Origin of the sequence: Halomonas sp. THAF5a, from assembly GCF_009363755.1 — a bacterium.
Lineage (GTDB): Bacteria > Pseudomonadota > Gammaproteobacteria > Pseudomonadales > Halomonadaceae > Halomonas.
In genome coordinates this window covers 2,840,733-2,860,893 of record NZ_CP045417.1, presented here as the reverse complement: position 1 = coordinate 2,860,893, position 20,161 = coordinate 2,840,733, and the positions used below count along the sequence as shown (strand labels likewise).

The 20,161-nt window shown below is 71.1% G+C and carries 15 protein-coding genes; 11 read left to right on the top strand and 4 right to left on the bottom strand.

Annotation, left to right across the window (positions count from 1 at the left end; all coding sequences use genetic code 11):
• Positions 1-99: 99 nt before the first annotated feature.
• The 11 genes from FIU83_RS12985 to FIU83_RS12935 all read left to right on the top strand — a co-directional run bounded on the left by FIU83_RS12985 (position 100) and on the right by FIU83_RS12935 (position 13,397).
• Positions 100-1,647, top strand: a complete 1,548-nt coding sequence (locus tag FIU83_RS12985; RefSeq protein WP_152484433.1) for an NAD(P)H-hydrate dehydratase — start codon at positions 100-102, stop codon at positions 1,645-1,647.
• Positions 1,628-2,131 (top strand): tRNA (adenosine(37)-N6)-threonylcarbamoyltransferase complex ATPase subunit type 1 TsaE, encoded by a 504-nt coding sequence (tsaE, locus tag FIU83_RS12980; protein WP_152484432.1) that lies wholly within the window; start codon positions 1,628-1,630, stop codon positions 2,129-2,131. Before FIU83_RS12985 ends, tsaE begins: the two co-directional genes overlap by 20 nt.
• Complete coding sequence (locus FIU83_RS12975) at positions 2,128-3,588, top strand: N-acetylmuramoyl-L-alanine amidase (RefSeq protein ID WP_152484431.1); 1,461 nt, start codon at positions 2,128-2,130, stop codon at positions 3,586-3,588. Before tsaE ends, FIU83_RS12975 begins: the two co-directional genes overlap by 4 nt.
• A gap of 32 nt (positions 3,589-3,620) precedes the next feature.
• Positions 3,621-5,603, top strand: a complete 1,983-nt coding sequence (gene mutL / locus FIU83_RS12970; RefSeq protein WP_152484430.1) for a DNA mismatch repair endonuclease MutL — start codon at positions 3,621-3,623, stop codon at positions 5,601-5,603.
• A gap of 154 nt (positions 5,604-5,757) precedes the next feature.
• A complete protein-coding gene (gene miaA, locus FIU83_RS12965; protein WP_152484429.1) occupies positions 5,758-6,696 on the top strand; it encodes a tRNA (adenosine(37)-N6)-dimethylallyltransferase MiaA in 939 nt (312 codons plus the stop codon).
• Positions 6,697-6,818: 122 nt separating this feature from the next.
• On the top strand, positions 6,819-7,070 hold the full coding sequence (gene hfq / locus FIU83_RS12960) for an RNA chaperone Hfq (RefSeq protein ID WP_152484428.1): 252 nt from the start codon (positions 6,819-6,821) through the stop codon (positions 7,068-7,070).
• An 8-nt stretch (positions 7,071-7,078) separates the two neighbouring features.
• Entirely contained in the window at positions 7,079-8,395 is a 1,317-nt protein-coding gene (hflX, locus tag FIU83_RS12955) for a ribosome rescue GTPase HflX (protein WP_152484427.1), read from the top strand.
• A gap of 151 nt (positions 8,396-8,546) precedes the next feature.
• Positions 8,547-9,764 carry an FtsH protease activity modulator HflK gene (gene hflK, locus FIU83_RS12950; RefSeq protein WP_152484426.1) on the top strand — a complete coding sequence of 406 codons (1,218 nt, stop codon included), beginning with the start codon at positions 8,547-8,549 and terminating at the stop codon, positions 9,762-9,764.
• Positions 9,765-9,766: 2 nt separating this feature from the next.
• A complete protein-coding gene (gene hflC, locus FIU83_RS12945; RefSeq protein ID WP_152485363.1) occupies positions 9,767-10,648 on the top strand; it encodes a protease modulator HflC in 882 nt (293 codons plus the stop codon).
• A 184-nt stretch (positions 10,649-10,832) separates the two neighbouring features.
• Entirely contained in the window at positions 10,833-12,029 is a 1,197-nt protein-coding gene (locus FIU83_RS12940) for an ATP phosphoribosyltransferase regulatory subunit (protein WP_152484425.1), read from the top strand.
• 72 nt (positions 12,030-12,101) lie between these two features.
• Entirely contained in the window at positions 12,102-13,397 is a 1,296-nt protein-coding gene (locus FIU83_RS12935) for an adenylosuccinate synthase (protein WP_152484424.1), read from the top strand.
• A gap of 125 nt (positions 13,398-13,522) precedes the next feature.
• On the opposite strand, the gene FIU83_RS12930 is transcribed toward FIU83_RS12935, so the two are convergent.
• The 4 genes from FIU83_RS12930 to FIU83_RS12915 form a co-directional block, all read right to left on the bottom strand.
• A complete protein-coding gene (locus FIU83_RS12930; protein ID WP_152484423.1) occupies positions 13,523-16,291 on the bottom strand; it encodes a tetratricopeptide repeat protein in 2,769 nt (922 codons plus the stop codon).
• Between the two features lie 46 nt (positions 16,292-16,337).
• On the bottom strand, positions 16,338-17,564 hold the full coding sequence (locus tag FIU83_RS12925; protein ID WP_152484422.1) for an alginate lyase family protein: 1,227 nt from the start codon (positions 17,562-17,564) through the stop codon (positions 16,338-16,340).
• A gap of 54 nt (positions 17,565-17,618) precedes the next feature.
• On the bottom strand, positions 17,619-18,509 hold the full coding sequence (locus tag FIU83_RS12920) for a polysaccharide lyase (protein WP_152484421.1): 891 nt from the start codon (positions 18,507-18,509) through the stop codon (positions 17,619-17,621).
• A 65-nt stretch (positions 18,510-18,574) separates the two neighbouring features.
• Positions 18,575-20,128, bottom strand: coding sequence for a PilZ domain-containing protein (locus FIU83_RS12915; RefSeq protein WP_152484420.1), 1,554 nt, complete (start codon positions 20,126-20,128; stop codon positions 18,575-18,577).
• Positions 20,129-20,161: the final 33 nt, after the last annotated feature.

Below are 20,161 nucleotides of genomic sequence, written 5' to 3'. Positions count from 1 at the left end.
GATCGAGACAACACCATGTAGAATGGCCCCGCGGCTTGGCGTGGGGCGCAGAGAATTTACACTCGGTATGGTAAAGCATCCCGACCCAGGAGACACCGCATGACCCGGCCCGCCGATTCTCCCACGCCGACGCTGCGCCCCCTCTATCGCGCCGAGCAGGTCCGCGAGCTCGACCGGCGCACCATCGCCGGCGGCATCGCGGGCTTCGCCCTGATGCAGCGCGCGGCGGCGGCCGCCTGGCAGGCGCTGCGGGCGCGCTGGCCCGAGGCGCGCGCGCTCACCGTGCTGTGCGGCGGCGGCAACAACGGCGGCGACGGCCACGTGCTGGCGGCGCTGGCCGCCGCCGAGGGGCTCGCCGTGCAGCGCGTGCTGCTCAAGCCGGCCGATGACCTGGCCGGCGACGCCCGCCGTGCCGCCGACATGGCCGCGGCGGCCGGGGTGGCGGCCGTGCCCTGGCGAGCGGGGCTGCCCCTCGAGGGCGACGTGGTGGTCGACGCCCTGCTCGGCACCGGGCTCGGCGGGGAGGTGCGCGGGGCGGCCCGGGAGGCGATCGAGGCGGTCAATGCAAGCGGCCGGCCGGTGCTGGCCATCGACATCCCCTCGGGGCTCCACGCCGATACCGGGGCGGTGCTCGGCGCCGCGATCCGGGCGACGCGCACCGTGACCTTCATCGCCGACAAGCTGGGGCTCTACACCGGCGCGGCCCCGGCGCATGTCGGCGAGGCGCTGCTCTGTGCCCTCGGCGTGGATGCGGCGGCCGAGGCCGATCTCGTCCCCGCCGCCCGCCGCCTGGAGCCCGCGCTGATCGGGGCCGGGCTGCCGCCCCGGGCGCGCGACGCCCACAAGGGCGACTGCGGCCACGCCCTGGTGCTCGGCGGGGCGCCGGGCTTTGGCGGGGCAGCGCTGCTCGCCGCCGAGGCCTGCGCACGGCTGGGCGCCGGCAAGGTGAGCCTCGCCACCGCCCCCGAGCACGTCACCGCGAGCCTGGTGCGTCGTCCCGAGGTGATGGTCCACGGCGTGCGCGGGAGCGGTGATCTCCCCGCGCTGCCGGCGGCCGCCGACGTGCTGGTGGTCGGCCCGGGCCTGGGGCAGGGCAGCTGGGGGCAGGGCATGCTGCAGGCGGCGCTGGCGGCCTCGAAGCCGCTGGTGGTGGACGCCGACGCCCTCAACCTGCTGGCCACGCGACTTAAAGGAGAGCGGCGCGACGACTGGATCCTCACCCCGCACCCCGGCGAGGCGGCGCGCCTGCTCGGCGCCACCGCCGCCGAGGTGGAAACCGACCGACCCGCCGCGGCCCAGGAGCTGCGGCGCCGCTATGGCGGCGTGGTGGTGCTCAAGGGCGCCGGCACCCTGGTCGCGGGGCCCTCGGGGCTCGCCGTCTGCCCCTTCGGCAACCCGGGCATGGCCAGTGGCGGCATGGGCGATGCGCTCTCCGGCATCCTCGGCGCGCTGCTGGCCCAGGGGCTCGCGCCCGAGGCGGCGGCTCGGGTGGGAGTGCTGGTGCACGCCCTGGCCGCCGACCGGGCGGCTCGGGAGGGCGGCGAGCGTGGCCTGCTGGCCGGCGATCTGGCATCCTGTGCACGAATTCTGGTCAACCCGACCGTGTGTGATAGCAAGGGCGATGACGATGCTGCTGCGACTCGATGACGAAGACCGCCAGGTCGCCTTCGGCGCCTGCCTGGGGCGGGCCCTCGAGGGCCATGGTCGGGTGCACCTGACCGGCGAGCTGGGCGCCGGCAAGACCACCCTGACGCGCGGCATCCTGCGCGCCTATGGCCACGCCGGCGCGGTCAAGAGCCCGACCTACACCCTGGTGGAACCCTACGCCCTCGACGACGTGCTGGTGCACCACTTCGACCTCTATCGCCTGGGCGACCCCGAGGAGCTGGAGTTCATCGGTGGTCGCGACCTGCTCGCCGACGACGCGCTCTGCGTGATCGAGTGGCCGGAGCGCGGCGAGGGCTGGCTGCCCGCGCCGGACCTGGAAGTCCGCCTGAGCCTGGCCGAGGCGGGGCGGGAGGCGCGCCTCGAGGCCCGCAGCCCCCACGGCCGCGTGGTGCTCGCGCGGCTGGCCGGCATGGCCGAGCTGTCGAGCGCGCGGAGCAACGAGGAAGGCAGCGCGGCGTCATGAAGCCCCGGAACTCCGCAAGGCGGCTGCTGGCCGGCCTCGGCCTGCTGGGGCTCGGCCTGGCCGCGAGCCTGGCCCAGGCCGCCAGCGTCGACAACCTGCGCCTCTGGGCGGCGCCCGACCATGCGCGCCTGGTCTTCGACATGTCCTCGCCGGCCGAGGCCAACGTCTTCAGCCTCGACAACCCGCGCCGCCTGGTGATCGACCTCGACGACAGCCGGCTCAACGCCCGCGTCGACGCCCTGGATCTGGAGGGCAGCGCCATCAGCACCGTGCGCACCGGCGTGCGCGAAGGCAATGGCCTGCGGGTGGTGCTCGAGCTCGAGCGGGAGATCGAGCCGCGTCACTTCACCCTGGCCCCCAACGATCAGTACGGCCATCGCCTGGTGGTCGACCTGGAGTATCCCGGCGAGAGCGCCGTGGAGGATCCCATCGACCCCATCGAGGCGATGATCCGCGAGCAGGAGATCGCCGCCCAGCGCGCCCGCAGCGAGGCCGTGGTCGAGGGCAAGAACCCCGCCGAGGTCGCCGCACCCGACGTGATGGAGCCCGCCGCGCCCCATCCCCGGCGCGACATCATCATCGCCGTGGACGCCGGCCACGGCGGCGAGGACCCCGGGGCGATCGGCCCCTCGGGCACCCGCGAGAAGGACATCGTGCTGGAGATGGCCAAGCGCCTGGCCCGGCAGGTCAACGCCGCCGAGGGCTTCCGTGCGGTGATGATCCGCGACGGCGACTACTACGTCGGGCTGCGCCAGCGCACCCGGATCGCCCGGGAGCAGAAGGCCGACTTCTTCGTCTCGATCCACGCCGACGCCTTCGACAGCCCGCGGCCCAACGGCAGCTCCGTCTATGCCCTCTCCCAGCGCGGCGCCACCTCCGAGACCGCCCAGTGGCTGGCCGCCAGCGAGAACGAGGCCGACCTGATCGGCGGCGTCGACGGCAACCTGTCGCTGGACGACAAGGACGAGGTGCTGCGCGGCGTGCTGCTCGACCTGACCATGACCGCCACCCTCAACGACTCCCTGACCATCGGCGGCCAGGTGCTGGATCGCATGGGGCGGGTCAATCGGCTGCACAAGTCGCGGGTGGAGCAGGCCGGCTTCGTGGTGCTCAAGTCGCCGGACATCCCCTCGCTGCTGGTCGAGACCGGCTTCATCTCGAACCCGGACGAGGAGCGCCGGCTGCGCGACGGGGCCTACCAGCAGCGGATGATGGACGCCGTCTTCGGCGGCATCCGCAGCCACTTCCAGCGCAACCCGCCGCCGGCCAGCCTGCTGGCCTGGCAGCGCGACAATGGCCGCAGCACCGCCAGCAACGAGTACCGTATCCAGCCCGGCGATACCCTCTCGGAGATCGCCGCCCGGCACGACGTGCCGGTGGCCCAGATCCGCCAGGCCAACGAGCTCAACGGGGACGTGATCCGGGTCGGGCAGGTGCTGCGCATCCCTCGTTCGTGACCCCCGACTCGCCTGACCAAGCCCGGAGCGACATGCCTGAGCAACGACACATCCAGATCCTCGACCCCCGCCTGGCCAACCAGATCGCCGCCGGCGAGGTGGTCGAGCGCCCCGCCTCGGTGGTCAAGGAGCTGGTGGAGAACGCCATCGATGCCGGCAGTCGCCGCATCGAGGTCGAGCTCGAGAGCGGCGGCGCCCGGCTGATTCGGGTGCGAGACGACGGCAGCGGCATCGGCGAGGAGGACCTGCCGCTGGCGCTGTCGCGCCACGCCACCAGCAAGATCCTCTCCCTCGAGGAGCTCGAGGGGGTGGCGAGCCTCGGCTTTCGCGGCGAGGCGCTGGCCTCCATCAGCTCGGTCTCGCGCCTGGAGCTGACGTCCAACGTCGACGAGGACCCCCGGGGCGGCTGGCGCGTGGTCGCCGAGGGGCGTCGCATGGAGCCGCGGGTGACGCCGGCCCCACACCCCCGCGGCACCTCGGTGACGGTGCGCGACCTGTTCTTCAATACCCCGGCCCGGCGCAAGTTCCTGCGCACCGAGAAGACCGAGTTCGGCCACGTCGAGGAGGCCTTCCGGCGCCAGGCGCTGTCGCGCTTCGACATCGGCTGGACGCTGCGCCACAACCAGAAGACCCTCCACCAGCTGCCGCCGGGCGACGACCCGGTCACCCGGGAGCGGCGCCTCGCCGCCCTGCTCGGCAAGGGCTTCCTGGAGAACGCCCTGCACCTGGACCTCGAGGTCGGCGGCCTGCGGCTGTGGGGCTGGGTCGGCCTGCCCACCCACTCCCGGGCCCAGGCCGACCAGCAGTACTTCTTCGTCAACGGCCGCGTGGTGCGCGACCGCCTGGTCGCTCACGCCATCCGCCAGGCCTACCGCGACGTGCTCTTCCACGGCCGCCATCCGGTGTTCGTGCTCTACCTGGAGGTCGACCCGCGGGTGGTGGACGTCAATGTCCACCCCACCAAGCACGAGGTGCGCTTCCGCGACGGGCGCATGGTCCATGACTTCCTGTTCTCGAGCCTGCACCGGGCGCTGGCCGAGGCGCGCCCCGGCGAGCACGAGGAGGCGTCCGGCGAGCAGGAGCGGCAAGGCCCGCAGGGCGCCGAGGCCGCTACGGCCGGCGGCGTGCGCGAGGCCGCGCCCGCCTGGCAGCAGCAGCCCATGGCGCTGCCCGGCCATGGCTCGGCAGGGGGCGGAGGCGGTGACGGCCGCGAGGGCGTGACCCCCGACCGGGTCCGCGCCTTCATGGAGGGCTACCGGGCGCTGCACCCCGAGCACGAGGAGACGCTGCTGACCCCGCAGCCCGCCGCACCCGCCTCGGGCGGCCGCGCCGCCGGCGTGGCCCTGGACGAGCGTCGTGCCGCCCAGGGGGCGGGGGGCCCGCGCCCGGCGATGCCCGAGGAGGACGCCACGCGGGCCCCGCCCCTGGGCTACGCCGTGGCCCAGCTGCACGGCGTCTACATCCTCTCCCAGACCGAGCGGGGCCTCGTCGTGGTGGACATGCACGCCGCCCACGAGCGCATCGTCTACGAGCGCATGAAGGCCCAGGTGCACGGCGAGGCCGGCGACGGCGCCGGCCTGCAGGCGCAGCCGCTGCTGGTGCCGGTGTCGCTGGCCGCGAGTCCCGCCGAGGTGGCCACCGCCGAGGCCGAGCGGGAGGCCTTTTCGCGGCTCGGCGTGGAGCTCGACGCCGCCGGCCCCGAGACGCTGCTGGTGCGTCAGGTGCCGGCGCTGCTGGCCGACGCCGACGTGGAGCCACTGGTGCGCGACATGCTCGCCGACCTGGAGCGCTACGGGCGCTCCGACCGGGTCGAGGCGCGCATCAACGAGCTGCTGGCGACCATGGCCTGCCACGGCAGCGTGCGCGCCAATCGCCAGCTCGGCCTCGAGGAGATGAACGCCCTGCTGCGCGACATGGAGCGCACCGAGCGCAGTGGCCAGTGCAACCACGGCCGCCCCACCTGGACCGAGATGAGCATGAAGGAACTCGACCGCCTGTTTCTGCGGGGCCAGTGAACTTCGATGTACTGAACTGGATTGTTTATGGGAGACACCGGGGACAGGTCGAAGAGGAGGTCCGATTCCAGGGAGGGAATCGGTAGCGCCCAGGGATGGGTTCACAGCGCCTCCTCGCAGACCTGTCGCCGGGGGCGTCTCCTCTGGAGCCTGAATGCCTGACGATCGCCCCCCCGCCATCCTGCTGATGGGGCCCACCGCCGCCGGCAAGACCGACCTCGCCATCGAGCTCCATGAGCGGCTCGGCTGCGAGCTGATCAGCGTCGACTCGGCGATGGTCTATCGCGGCCTCGACATCGGCAGCGCCAAGCCCGAGCCCGAGGAGCTCGCCCGCGCCCCGCACCGGCTGATCGACCTCCGCGATCCGGCCGAGCCCTACTCGGCGGCCGATTTCCGCGAGGACGCCCTGCGCGAGATGCTCGCCATCAGCGCCTCGGGGCGGGTGCCGCTGCTGGTCGGTGGCACCATGATGTACTTCAAGCGCCTGCTCGAGGGGGTGGCCAACCTGCCGGCCGCCGACCCGGCGGTGCGCGCCGAGCTCGAGCGCCAGGTGGCCGAGCACGGCCTGGCCTCCCTGCACGAGGAGCTGGCCCGGGTCGATCCCGCCTCGGCGGCGCGCATCCACCCCAACGACCCCCAGCGCCTGACCCGGGCGCTGGAGGTGCACCGCCTGGCGGGGCGCTCGCTCAGCGCGTTGTGGGATGAGCAGCGCCAGGAAACCTTTCCCTTTCGCACGTTGTCGATAGGCCTCGCGCCGGCCGATCGCGGCGTGCTGCATGAGCGCATCGCCCGCCGTTTCCGGGCCATGCTCGATGCCGGGCTGATCGACGAGGTGGCCGCCCTGAAGGCCCGGGGGGATCTCGCTCCCTCGCTGCCGTCGATGAAGAGCGTGGGCTACCGCCAGGTGTGGTCCTACCTCGAGGGCGAGATCGACCGCTGCGAGCTCGAACGGCTCGGCATCATCGCAACCCGCCAGCTGGCCAAGCGCCAGCTGACCTGGATGCGCAGCTGGCCGGGGCTCCATTGGGTCGACAGCCGGGGCACCGACCCGCTGGGCGAGGTGCTGAAACTGGTGCGCGAATTCGGCACTTAGCGTAAGATGACGCTCTCGGTGGCCGGGTAGACAGGCCCCTCAGGGCATATGGCGTCGCCCCTGGCCGGAGCGACCATGACCGACATAACATCAACCCCCAGAGACACATCAGGGAGAGCAACATGTCCAAAGGGCAGTCCCTTCAAGACCCGTACCTGAACATCCTGCGCAAGGAGCGCATTCCGGTATCGATTTTCCTGGTCAACGGCATCAAGCTGCAGGGGCAGATCGAGTCCTTCGATCAGTTCGTCATCCTGCTGCGCAACACGGTCAGCCAGATGGTCTACAAGCATGCGATTTCCACCGTGGTGCCGTCGCGCAACGTGCGCCTGCCGGCCCCGGATGCCGGCGCACCGTCGGACTCTGATGCGTGAGGTACTGATTGTTTTTTGAACGCCCCGACGCCGGTGAGACGGCGGTCCTCGTCCATGTGGACTTCCAGGACGAGCAGGAGCGCGAGGACGCGGGAGAGTTTCTCGAGCTGGTGCGCTCGGCCGGCGCCGAGTCCGCCACGCTGCTGACCGGCAGCCGCAAGCGCCCCGACTCGCGCACCTTCCTGGGTTCGGGCAAGCTCGAGGAGCTGCGCGAAGCGAAGGACGTGCACAAGGCCGAGCTGGTGATCTTCAATCACGCGCTCAGCCCCTCCCAGGAGCGCAACCTCGAGCACGAACTCAAGTGCCGGGTGATCGATCGCACCGGCCTGATCCTCGATATCTTCGCCCAGCGTGCCCGTACCCATGAGGGCAAGCTGCAGGTGGAGCTCGCCCAGCTCGAGTACATGTCGACGCGCCTGGTGCGCGGCTGGACCCACCTGGAGCGCCAGAAGGGCGGCATCGGCCTGCGCGGGCCGGGCGAGACCCAGCTCGAGACCGACCGCCGCCTGCTGAGGGCGCGCATCAAGGCGATTCACAAGCGGCTCGACAAGGTGCGCAGCCAGCGCAGCCAGAACCGTCGGGCCCGCTCCCGGGCCGAGATCCCCAGTGTCTCGCTGGTCGGCTACACCAACGCCGGCAAGTCCACGCTCTTCAACGCCCTGACATCGTCCGAGGTCTATGCGGCCGACCAGCTCTTCGCTACCCTCGACCCGACGCTCAGACGCGTGGAGATCGAGGACGTCGGTCCGGTGGTGCTCGCCGACACCGTGGGCTTCATCCGGCACCTGCCCCACAAGCTGGTCGAGGCCTTCCGCGCGACCCTGCAGGAGGCCGCGGAGGCGAGCCTGCTGGTCCACGTGATCGATGCCGCCGACCCCGACCGCGAGCTCAACGTCGACCAGGTGGAGACGGTGCTCGAGGAGATCGGCGCCCGCGATCTGCCGACGCTGAAGGTGATGAACAAGATCGACCTGCTCGACAGCGCCCCGCGCATCGAGCGCGACGGCGAGGGTCGGCCCGAGGTGGTGTGGGTCTCGGCCCAGGAGGGCAAGGGGCTCGCGCTCCTGGAGCAGGCGCTCTCCGAGTGCCTGGCCGATGACATCATCGACTTCGAGCTGGCCCTGGCGCCCGCCCAGGGCAAGCTGCGTGCCGGCCTGCACGAGCTGAACGCGGTGCGCGAGGAGCGCTTCGACGAGGCGGGCCACAGCCTGCTGGCGGTGCGCCTGCCGCGGCGCGACTTCCTGCAGCTGATGGCGCGCCTGGGTGAGCGCGCCGACGACTACCTGCCGGCGACCCTGCAGGAGAAGCCGGTCTGGGAGGCGTAGAGGAACACGTCGAGCGGGGCGGGACGCCTCGCCGCGACCACAACATCACAACAGGGACGCCGGGTACGGCCGGGCGGTACCCCAAGGATCGCAACGGACGCCCGTCGCCAGTGTCATATCGACGGGACGCAACGCAGAGTGGAGACGACGAATGGCCTGGAATGAGCCTGGTGGTGGCAACCAGCACGACCCCTGGAGCGGTGGCGGTCGTGGTGGAAACGGCGGCGGCAAGGGCGGCGGCAACCAGGGACCGCCCGACCTCGACGAGGCCCTGAAGAAGTTTCAGGACAAGCTCAACGGCATGCTGGGCGGCCGCGGTGGCAAGCGCGGCGGGACCGGAGGCAAGGGCGGTGGCGGCAAGCCGCGCAACGCCTTCACCCTGCCGGGCCTGCTGATCGTGGTGGCCCTTGCCGTCTGGGCGGCCTCGGGCTTCTACCTGGTCGACCAGTCCGAGCGCGGCGTGGTACTGCGCTTCGGCAAGTTCCAGGAAGTGGTCACCCCGGGCCTGCAGTGGAACCCGCCGCTGATCGATGACGTGCGCATGGTCAACGTGACCCGGGTGCGCTCGGTGAGCCAGACCCAGTCCATGCTGACCCAGGACGAGAACATCGTCTCGGTCGAGATCTCGGCCCAGTATCAGGTCGCCGATCCCCGCGGCTACGTGCTCAACGTGCGCAATCCGGAGCTGTCGCTGGAGAACGCCCTGGACAGCGCGCTGCGCCACGTGGTCGGCGGAACCGACATGATCGATATCCTGACCTCCGGGCGTGAGATCCTCGGCAGCTCCGTGGCCAGCCGCCTGCAGTCCTACCTGGACAACTACGGCACCGGCATCCTGCTGCAGACCCTCAACGTGGAGTCCACCTCGCCGCCCGATGCGGTGCAGGACGCCTTCGATGACGTCATCCGCGCCCGCGAGGACCGCCAGCGCACCATCAACCAGGCGCTGGCCTACGCCAACGCCGTGATCCCGGCGGCCCAGGGTCAGGCCCAGCGCCTGGTCGAGCAGGGGCAGGGCTATCGCGAGTCGGTGGTCGCCGAGGCCGAGGGCCAGGCCAACCGCTTCAACGCCATCCTGGGCGAGTACCGCGACGCCCCCGAGATCATGCGCGAGCGTCTCTACCTCGACGCCCTGTCCGAGGTGTATGGCGAGACCAGCAAGGTGATGGTCGACGTGGCCGAGAACAGCCCGCTGATGGTGATGCCCCTCGAGCGCCTCTCCGGGGCCGGCAGCGCCGGTGCCAGCGCCCAGGGCAGCGATGACGGCCTGGACCCGCGGGTCCTCGAGCGTCTCGGCGCCAGCCAGTCGTCGAGCAGCAACAGCAGTAACAGCAGCAACAGCAACGGCATTCGCAGGGAGGGGCGTTAATGATGATCAACAATCGATCCCTGCTCGTGGTGGGCGGCCTGGCCGCCATCGCCTGGCTGGCCAGCAACAGCCTCTACGTGGTGGACGAGACCGAGCGCGCGGTGAAGCTGCGCTTCGGCGAGATCATCGAGGAGGACATCCAGCCCGGGCTGCACGTCAAGATCCCGATCACCCAGACCATTCGCAAGTTCGACACGCGGGTGCTGACCCTGGACACCGATGCCAGCCGCTACCTGACCCTCGAGCAGAAGGCGGTGATCGTGGACTCCTACGTCAAGTGGCAGGTGGTCAACCCCACCCGCTACTACGAGGCGACCGCCGGGGACGAGCTGCAGGCCGTGCGCCTGATCCAGCCGCGGGTCGACGAGAGCCTGCGTAACGAGTTCGGCCGTCTGAACCTCTCGCAGATCATCTCCGAGCAGCGCGACGAGCTGATGACCGGGCCCACCGAGGAGCTCAACTCGCTGATGCGCGACGAGCTCGGCGTGGCGATCCTCGATATCCGCGTCAAGCGCATCGACCTGCCGGAAGACGTTTCCTCGGCGGTCTACGACCGCATGCGCTCCGAGCGCGAGCGGGAGGCCCGCGAGTGGCGCGCCCAGGGTCAGGAGGAGTCGGAGCGCATCCGCGCCAACGCCGATCGCCGCCGCCAGGTGCTGCTGGCCCAGGCTCGGGCGCGTTCCGAGACGCTGCGCGGTGAGGGCGATGCCGAGGCCGCGGCCATCTTCTCCGAGGCCTACGGCCAGGACGAGGAGTTCTTCAGCTTCTGGCGCAGCCTCGACGCCTACCGCCAGAGCTTCGAGGGCGATGGCAACATGCTGGTGCTGGACCCCTCCAGCGACTTCTTCCAGTACCTCAAGAGTCCGGCCGCCACGGACCGGTGAGCCGCTCGGCGGGCGGTGCGCCGCCCGCCGGTCGGGGTTCATCCGGCCGGCAAACGTGATAGAATCCTTCAACCGGGCGTGGCCCGGTTTTTTTGTGGCCTCTCCCCGGCGCCCCGCTCGCCGATCCGCCTCGCGCGACCCGGGAATCGCCCAAGGCCCACCATCGTCTAGCAGGATGAACGACATGACCATCGCTGACCGCTGGCTGCTCCCCGACGGCATGGACGAGGTACTGCCGCCCCAGGCCAGTCGCATGGAGGAGCTGCGCCGCGCGCTGCTCGACCTCTATCACCGCTGGGGCTACGATCAGGTGATGCCCCCCCCGGTGGAGTTCCTGGACTCCCTGCTGACCGGCACCGGGACCGACCTCGATCTGCAGACCTTCAAGCTCACCGATCAGATGACCGGCCGCCTGATGGGCGTCAGCGCCGACGTCACGCCCCAGGTCGCGCGCATGGACGCCCACTCCCTGCGTCGCCAGGGGCCGGTGCGGCTCTGCTACTGCACCAATGTGCTGCGGGCCAAGGCCGACCAGTACCAGGGCGGCCGCAGCCCGGTGCAGGTCGGCGTGGAACTTTTCGGTCATGCCGGCCTCGAGGCCGACCTGGAGATCCTGCGCCTGGCGCTGGCCAGCCTCGAGACGGCCGGCGCCACGGAGATCCACCTGGCGCTGGGTCACATCGGCATCTATCGCAGCCTGGTCGAGGCCGCCGGCCTCGATGCCGACCAGGAGCGGGCGCTGTTCGATGCCCTGGCGCTGAAGTCGCCGGGCGAGCTCGCGGCACGGGTCGAGGAGAGCGTGCGGGACCCGGGGCTGGCGGCGATGTTCCTGGCCCTGGGCGACCTGCACGGCGGGCGCGAGGTGCTGGATGCCGCCCTCGAGGCCTTCGAGGAGGCGCCGCAGCCCGTGGGGGCCGCCCTGGAGCAGCTGCGGGCCCTGGTCGACGGCGTGCTCGCCGAGTACCCGGGGGTCGAGCCCTACTTCGACCTGGCCGAGCTGCGCGGCTATCAGTACCACACCGGCATGATGTTCGCCGCCTACGTGCCCCACTACGGCCAGGCACTGGCCAAGGGCGGGCGCTACGACGACACCGGCCGGGCCTTCGGCCGCGCCCGGCCGGCCACCGGCTTCTCGATGGACCTCAAGCTGCTGGCCACCCTGGCCTCCGGCGAGCCCGTGCCCGACGGCATCTGGGCGCCGGCCGAGGGGGAGGGGCTCGCCGACGCCCTGCAGGCGCTGCGCCAGCAGGGCGAGCGGGTCGTCCAGGCGCTGCCCGGACAGCGCACGGGCCCGGCAGAGCACCGCTGCGACCGCCGGCTGGAGCGTATCGACGGTCGCTGGGAGCCACGCTTCCTCGAGACCCAACAGGACCGCGCCTGAGGGCCAGCGGTCAATGACCAAGGCCCTGGGCCTTTTCAAGGGCGCGGTGCCGCAACGAGAGACGAGAGCACAATGGGCAAGAATGTAGTCGTACTGGGCACCCAGTGGGGTGACGAAGGCAAGGGCAAGGTGGTCGACCTGCTCACCGAATCCGCGTCCGCGGTGGTGCGCTTCCAGGGCGGTCACAACGCCGGGCACACCCTGGTGATCGACGGCGAGAAGACCGTCCTGCACCTGATCCCCTCGGGGATCCTGCGCGAGGACAAGCTCTGCGTGATCGGCAACGGCGTGGTGCTGTCGCCCGAGGCGCTGATGAAGGAGATCCGCGAGCTCGAGGACAAGGGCGTGCCGGTGCGCGAGCGCCTGCGCCTGTCGCCGGCCTGCCCGCTGATCCTGCCCTATCACGTGCGCCTGGACCAGGCCCGCGAGAAGGATCGCGGCATCGCCAAGATCGGCACCACCGGTCGCGGCATCGGCCCGGCCTACGAGGACAAGGTCGCGCGTCGCGGCCTGCGCCTGGGCGACATGCTGCACCGCGAGCGCTTCGCCTCCAAGCTCGGCGAGGTGCTGCAGTACCACAACTTCGTGCTCAAGGAGTACCACCGCGAGGAGCCGGTGGACTTCCAGCAGGTCTTCGACGAGGCCATGGCCATGGCCGAAGAGCTGCGCCCGATGGTCTGCGACGCCGTCTCTCTGGTCCACGACATGCGTCGCGCGGGGGATAACATCCTCTTCGAGGGCGCCCAGGGCTCGCTGCTCGACATCGATCACGGCACCTATCCCTACGTGACCAGCTCCAACACCACCGCCGGCGGTACCGCCACCGGTTCCGGCGTGGGGCCGCTCTACCTGGACTACGTGCTGGGCATCACCAAGGCCTACACCACCCGCGTCGGCTCCGGTCCCTTCCCGACCGAGCTGTTCGACGACCACGGCCGCCACCTGGCGGAGAAGGGGCACGAGTTCGGCGCCACCACCGGGCGCGCGCGTCGCTGCGGCTGGTTCGATGCCGTGGCGCTGCGCCACGCGGTGCAGATCAACTCGGTCTCCGGCATCTGCCTGACCAAGCTCGACGTGCTCGACGGCCTGGAGAACATCCGCGTCTGCGTCGGCTATCGCAGCAAGGATGGCGAGGTGCTCGACACCCCGATCGACTCCGAAGGCTATGAAGCCATCGAGCCGGTCTACGAGGACCTGCCGGGCTGGAGCGAGTCGACCCTGGGCGTCAAGCGCGTCGAGGACCTGCCGGCCAACGCCCGCGCCTACATCAGCTTCCTCGAGGAGAAGGTCGGGACCTCCATCGACATCATCTCCACCGGTCCGGATCGCAACGAGACCATCGTGCTTCGCAATCCCTTCGGTGGCTAACCCCTTCGCTGCATAAGCGCCGCGGCGGGTAGGCCCTCGGGCCTTCCCCCGAACGACGACGGGCCGGCAGGAAACTGCCGGCCCGTCGTCGTGTGTGGCCTCTCGGCATGAGAGGCCGATCGGCATCAGCTTTCGGCCGATGCCACCTGCAGCGCCTGCATGGCGTCCTCGTCGGACAGCAGGTCGTGCAGCGTCTGGGCGGCCATCTCGCCGTTGCCGTCCATCACCTCGTCGAGCCACAGCAGCGCCTGCTCGCGGTTGGCGTTCTCCAGCCCGTTGGCGGTCAGGTAGGCCTTGGCCAGGGCCAGGCGCGCGGTCTCGTGGCCCTGGCGCGCGGCCTCCAGCAGGTAATCGGCGCCCTGGCGGAGGTCCTGGCCGACGGTCTCGCCGCGCAGCAGCTCCCGGCCGAGGGTGGCCTGGGCGCCGGCGTGGCCCTGCTCGGCGGCCTGCTCGAGCAGGCGGCGTCCGCGCGCGGCGTCGACGCTCATGCCGCCTTCCCCGCGCAGCAGCGCGGTGCCGAGCAGCGTGCGCGCCGAGAGGCTGCCGGCCTCGCTGGCCTGGGTGAGCCAGGTCTCGGCCTGCTGCGGATCGGGCTCGACGCCCTTGCCCTCAAGGTAGGCGGCGCCGAGGCGCTGGGCGGCATAGTCGTCGCCGGCCTCGGCGGACTCGCGCAGCAGCTCGATGCCGCGCCGGGTGTCCCGGGCGACGTGCTCGCCCTCGAGCAGGGCGTCGGCGAGGGCCAGCCGGGCGCCGCTGTTGCCGCGGGCGGCGGCCTGCTCGAGCAGGCGCATGCCGCGCTCGGGGTCGGCGCTCAGGCCCTCGCCGGTGAGCAGCAGCTCGCCCAGATCGCCGCGGGCACCCACGTGGCCGCCGCCGACGGCCTGCTGCAGGTAGCGGGCGCCGCGGGCGGGGTCACGCGCCACCCCCTTGCCCTCGAGATACATCCGCCCCAGATCGGCCGCGGCGCCGGGGTGGCCCTCGTTGGCGGCGCGCTGCAGCCAGGCGCGCGCGGTGTTCAGGTTCTGCTGCACGCCGCGGCCGTTGAGGAAGGCCTCGCCGAGCCGTGCCATGGAGCCGGGGTGACCGTCCTCCGCGGCCTCCACCAGGGCATTGATGTTGCCGGCCTTGCCCTGGTCGTAGCGCAGCCGTGACAGGGCGTCCTCGGCCGAGTCGTGACCGGCCTCCCGGGCGCGGTTCAGCCACTCGCTGGCCTTGCCCAGGTCGCGGGGCACGCCGTCGCCCTTGCGGTAGGCGCGGCCCAGCACCACCATCGCGTAGGCGTCGCCCTCTCGGGCGGCCTCCTGCAGCAGGGCGATGCCCCGTGAGGGTTGGCGCTGCTGGAGCGTGCCCTCGAGATAGCCCGCGCCCAGTGCCGTCTTGGCGGAGGCGTCGCCGGCGTCGGCGGCCTGCGTCAGCAGCTCCTCGGCCCTCGACGGATGGTAGGGCAGTACCTCGCCTTCCAGGTAGGCCTCGCCGAGCATGCGCAGGGCGGCGGTCTGGCCCTGGTCGGCGGCCTCCTTCAGCAGCGCCTCGGCGCGCTGGCCGTCGGCTCGCACCCCCTTGCCTTCCAGGTACATCTGCCCCAGCTGCTGGGTGGCGTAGGGATGGCCCAGCTCGTGGGCGCGCTCCAGGTAGTCGCGCGCCAGCAGCGGCTGGCTGGCATGGCCCTCATCGTCGAGGTAGTGGGCACCGAGCAGCGACAGCGCCAGGGCGTCGTCCTGTTCGGCGGCCTTCTTGAGCAGCTCGAGGCCGCGGCGCGGGTTGGCGGGCAGTCCGTCGCCGTCGAGCAGGGCGCGGCCCAGGGTGACCTGGGCATCCGTCGAGCCCTGGGCGATCGCCGCGCTCAGCCAGTGCTGGGCACGTTCCGGGCTGGCGGGCACGTTGGCGTTGCCTTCCAGCATCAGCTTGCCCAGCGTTTCCATGGCCGAGGTATCACCGTCCAGCGCGGCCTGCTCCAGCATCGCCAGGCCCCGCTGGGGCGCATTGCCTTCCACCAGCGAGCGGCCGGCCCGACTCAAGGCGCCGGGATCGCCGGCCTCGGCGGCCTTGTTCAGCCAGTGCATGTGGCGCTGGGGCTGGGGACCCATCAGGCCGTCCTCGGCGAACAGGCCGGCCAGCTGATTCATCGCGCCGACGTCGCCGGCGCGGGCGTCCTGCTCCAGCAGCTCGGCGTAGCGCTGGGCGTGCTGGCTGGAAAGGCCGCGGTCTTCGGCGAGCCAGCCGCCGGGACCGTGGGCCTTGGCCAGGGCCTCGAGGGCGGCCGTGTTGTCGGCCTCGGCGGCGCGCCGGTAGAGCGCGGCGGCCTGTTCGGGGTCGGCCTTGACGCCGTCGCCGCCCTCGACGAGCAGCTCGGCCAGGGCGGCCTGGGCCCGGGGGCCGACCTCTTCCTCGATGGCCTGCTGGATCAGGTAGTAGGCGAGCACGTCGTTGCGCTCGACGCCGCGACCCTCGCGATAGAGCTTGGCCAGGTTCAGCGAGGCGTTGCCGGTGATGTAGGAGGGTGTCTTGACGGCCTCGGAATAGAGCCGTGCCGCGCGCGCCGGGTCGGCGGGCACGCCCAGGCCCTGATCGAAGATCTTGGCCATCTCGTAGTAGCCCTTGGGCAACCCCTTCTGCATCAGCGTCTCGAGCTCGGCGATGGCCTGCTGGCTGCGGCCCTGCTCGAGCAGCTGGTGGGCCTTGTCCACGGTGTTCTTGTGCATCCATTCCAGGGTGCGCGGCTGGCCGCCGTCGAACCAGTCCGCGTACTGCGGCGGCACGGGCGCGGTGACATGGGCGTCGGGCTGCGGGGTAGAGGCACAGCCGCCGAGCCAGGCCACCAGGGTGGCCGAGACGGCCAGCTTCAGCCGTGCCGGCTGCCGAGTGGGTGAGGTGTCGCGGGGAGTCTGGATCATGATGTCGGTCTGCCTCGAAGTGATGGATGAACGTCGGGGCGAGCGTTCACTGCTCGCTCAGGCCCTTGAACGCGGCGTCCTCGCGCTGGGTTTCATCCATGACGATGTTCTGCTGGGCGTCGGGGTCCATGAAGTAGAGCGTCATGTAGCCGCCGGCGCTGCGGTTGTAGATGGGACGCTGTCGGCGGATGAAGTCGGCGATCCGCGAGTCGTGGTAGCGGTCCTGATAGATCTCCATCCAGGCGAAGTACTGGTTGTCCTTGAGGAAGCCGGTGTACTGCTCGTGGGGCGCCATGTCGCCCAGCGCGGCGGGATCCGCGAAGATCTCCAGGGCGAAGTCGACGGCGTCGTGGATGGTGTTGCCCTCGACCTCCAGGTCGAAGATGTCGTAGCCCTGGCGTGCGATGACCTGCATGTTGGTGATCAGGTAGAGCAGCGCGTAGTTCTGATAGTGGGTGGCGCGGCGTCCACGGGCGATCTCCATCGGCAGCGCGCCTTCCTCGGTGATGTCGTGCAGCGCCGAGTAGATGGCGCTGACGCCGAAGCGGAACAGCTCGTTGTCCTCGGTCAGCACGCCGACCATGGTGCCGTAGAGGGCGCGACGGTAGAAGTGGTTGTTGCAGCAGCTGTTGCCGGGCTGGCCCTGGATGTCGGAGTGCTGATGGGCCAGGTCGTTGAGCCAGTCCTCGATCCGCTCGCGCTCCTCCTGCATGCCCTCGAGCTCGGGGCGCACCACCGAGTAGGCCATGGCCGCGGCGAAGATCATCGATTCGGTGGCGAACCAGGCCTGGGGCTCCATGGAGTCGTAGTAGAAGTTGGTCAGCGCCTCGTCCTGCGACCACTTGTCGAGGAAGCGCACCAGGCATTCGGCGTAGTAGTCATCGCCGGTGGCCACGTAGCTGCCGGCCAGGTGCGAGACGTTGTCCTCGAACTGGAACAGCGGCTCGGAGGCCAGCTCCCACTCCTTGGGGCTCGGGTAGTAGCCCGGAATTCGCATGCGGGTGTCGATCGGCTTGTACGCCAGCAGCTGCGAGCAGCTGGTGCCGGTCGACAGCTGGTCGATCTCCTGCAGCAGGATCGCGTTGTCGGTGTTCTCGAGCTGCGCCATGCGCTTCTCGACGTCGAAATAGGAGGCGTCGGGATCCTTCACCTCGTAGTTCGACAGGTCGAGCTCGGCACGCTCCTCGAGGGTCATGGCTTGGGCCGTGGAGAGCCCGCCCGCGCCCAGCCCGCAGAGGGCCAGGGACAGGCCGGCGAGCAGGCGACGGGGCATGGCGCCGCGGCCTGGGCGGGTGGATGGAGACAGAGACATCGAGAGTCCTCGGAATCAGGAACGGGGAGCATGGAAGCGGAAGCCGGCGAAGTCGACGTGCTGGTCGCGGGGCGTGCGCCAGTCCTTGCCGTGACCGCCGAAGAAGGTCGAGAACATCAGGCCGTCGATGGTCACCGACTCGCTGGTGCGATAGACGATGCCGCCCTGCTCGAGGATCGGCTGGCCGTCCACCCAGACGCGGGCCATGCCGTTCTCCTGGCCGGGATCGTTGAGGATGATCTCCTGCTCCAGGGTCACCCACTGGCCGGTGGGGAAGGTCCAGCGGCCGCGACCGACCGACTTGCCGTAGTCCTCGTGCTGGTCGACGGCATATTCGTAGAGCTCGCCCTGGCCGTTGGCCCGCCACATGTAGCGCATGGAGAAGCCGTTCTCGCCGTCGGCCTCCTCGCCGCCGCTGGGCGCCTCGCCGCCGTACAGGCCGGGCAGCTTGCCGCCCTTGACGAAGTCGAAGCCCGGCTCGAAGCGCACCCGGTACTGGAGGCAGGCGCGCTCGGCGCCGGCCAGGGCGTCGGGGGCGGCATAGAAGCCGGCGCCGCCCGTCTCGGTATCGCCCGGCGACGAGGTGCCCTCGGGATAGTGGATGCGCAGGCCGGCCTCATCGAGGCCGGTCTCGCCGGCCGGGAGGCGCTCGGCGTTCTCGGTGCCCCAGTCGCGCCGGGTGGCGAAGCCTTCGCGGATGGCGGCCTGGGCATCCTCGGCCTGCAGGGCGGGGGAGGGGGCGGCGACCTGCGGGTAGCGGGTCGAGCAGGCGGCCACGCTCGGCGAGGTGATCGCGGGCCCCTTGCCCTTGCCCTCGGCCAGGGCCGGGGCGCTCAGGCCGGGCAGCAGGGCCAGCATCAGCAGGGCCAGGGGGCGCTTTCTCGGGATGACGTGTTCGGCTGACATATCGGGCTCCGGTCGGGGGCCGCCGCGCGGGCGGCCGGGGTGTCCTCGTGAGAGGCCGCGCGGGCTCAGCTCGCCTGGCGTTCGGTGGTCTCGTCGTTGTCCGCGCCGGTGACGCCGTCGATCAGGCCGTCGACCAGCTGGCCGACCGAGCGGGCACCCTGCCACACCCATTCGGCGGCGCTGCCGACCAGCGGGGTGTCGGTGAAGCGCACGTCCACCGGGGTGCCGACGGCGTCGGCCGGCAGCGGCTCTTCGGGCACCAGCAGCACGCTGGCCACGTTCTGCTGCTGACGCACCCAGCTGGGGAAGCCGGCGCGCGGCTGGCGCTCGATGTCCAGCGCCACGCTGCGCACTCGGGCGCTGATCGGGCCGGCGGTGTTGGGCAGCGAGATGTAGGCCTGCTGGTCCGGGCCGATGCGATCGATGTCGTCCATGTGCACCAGGGCCTCGACCATGATGTCGTTCTCGCCGGTGCGGATGAGCGTCATGATGCGCTCGCTCTCGTTGATGTAGGTGCCGTCGGAGCTGCTCAGGGCCCAGGCCACCAGGCAGTGGCAGGGGCTGTAGACCTCGTTCTGGGACTGGCGGGCCTCCAGCGCGGTGATCCGCGAGCTCTGGAAGTCGCGTGCGGTCTCGAACTGGTCGATGCGCGCCCGGGCGATCTCCGGCGACACCGTCTCGAAGCTCACCGACTCGCCGTTGGCCGGGCGGGCGGAGTTGGCCAGGCTGATCTGGCCGCTGCCGGCCTCGAGGTTCTCCTGCAGGTTCTCGATCAGCTGGCTGTTGTAGCTCTGTGCGGCCTGGGCCAGGATCAGGTCCGACTCGAGGTCGACGTTCTTGACGCTGGTCAGCTTCGCGTCGCGCTCGACCCGGTCGCCGGCCTGGAGGTCATGGGCCTGCAGGATGCCCGGCCCCGGGGCGCGTATGTCGATGCGCGGCGCGGTCACCGCGGCGAAGTTCGGCTGGATCAGCATGAAGTTGCGGTAGGCGGTGGCCGCCGCCACCAGGCCGAGCACGCCGATGGCCATGAACAGCGCCACATAGCGGCCCAGCGGCTTGGGCGGACGCTGGGCCGGCTGGCTCTGGCCGGCACCGCCGCGCTTGCGGGGCGTCTGTGGGTCCTCGCCTCCGATCATGCCCTCGAGGTCCATCTCGCGACCGCTGAGGCTGGCGCGGATGATGCGCCGCAGCAGCTCCTGGTGGCCGGGGCTGATGTCGGTGAACTCGAAGCCGGCGATGTGGCCCGCCTCGCCGGCCGTGCAGTGCCGGCACTCGGCTGTCACGGGCACTGTCATCTCGGCGCCGCCGGCCTGCAGCAGCAGCGAGGCCTGGACCCGGGCGCCCTCGCGGAGCGGCCGCTGGCTGTGGATCGCGAAGCCGCCCTGGGAGAGGTCGACGCCGTCGAACACCTGGCCGTCGTCCATCTTGACCTGGAAGGTGCGCTTCACGCGCAGGTAACGACGCTCGTCGCGGCGCTCGTGGGCGATCCCGGCGCCGGGCGTCTGGTCGGGGCCCTGGCCGCGATGACCGGCCCGGCCGCTGTCGCCGTGAGTGGCCTGGCGCTGATCGCCCAGCGTGGGCTCGCTTCGATCGTGATGGTCGGCGTAGTAATCGGTCATGGGGAGTCTCTCTCCAATGGTTGCCTCCCGGCG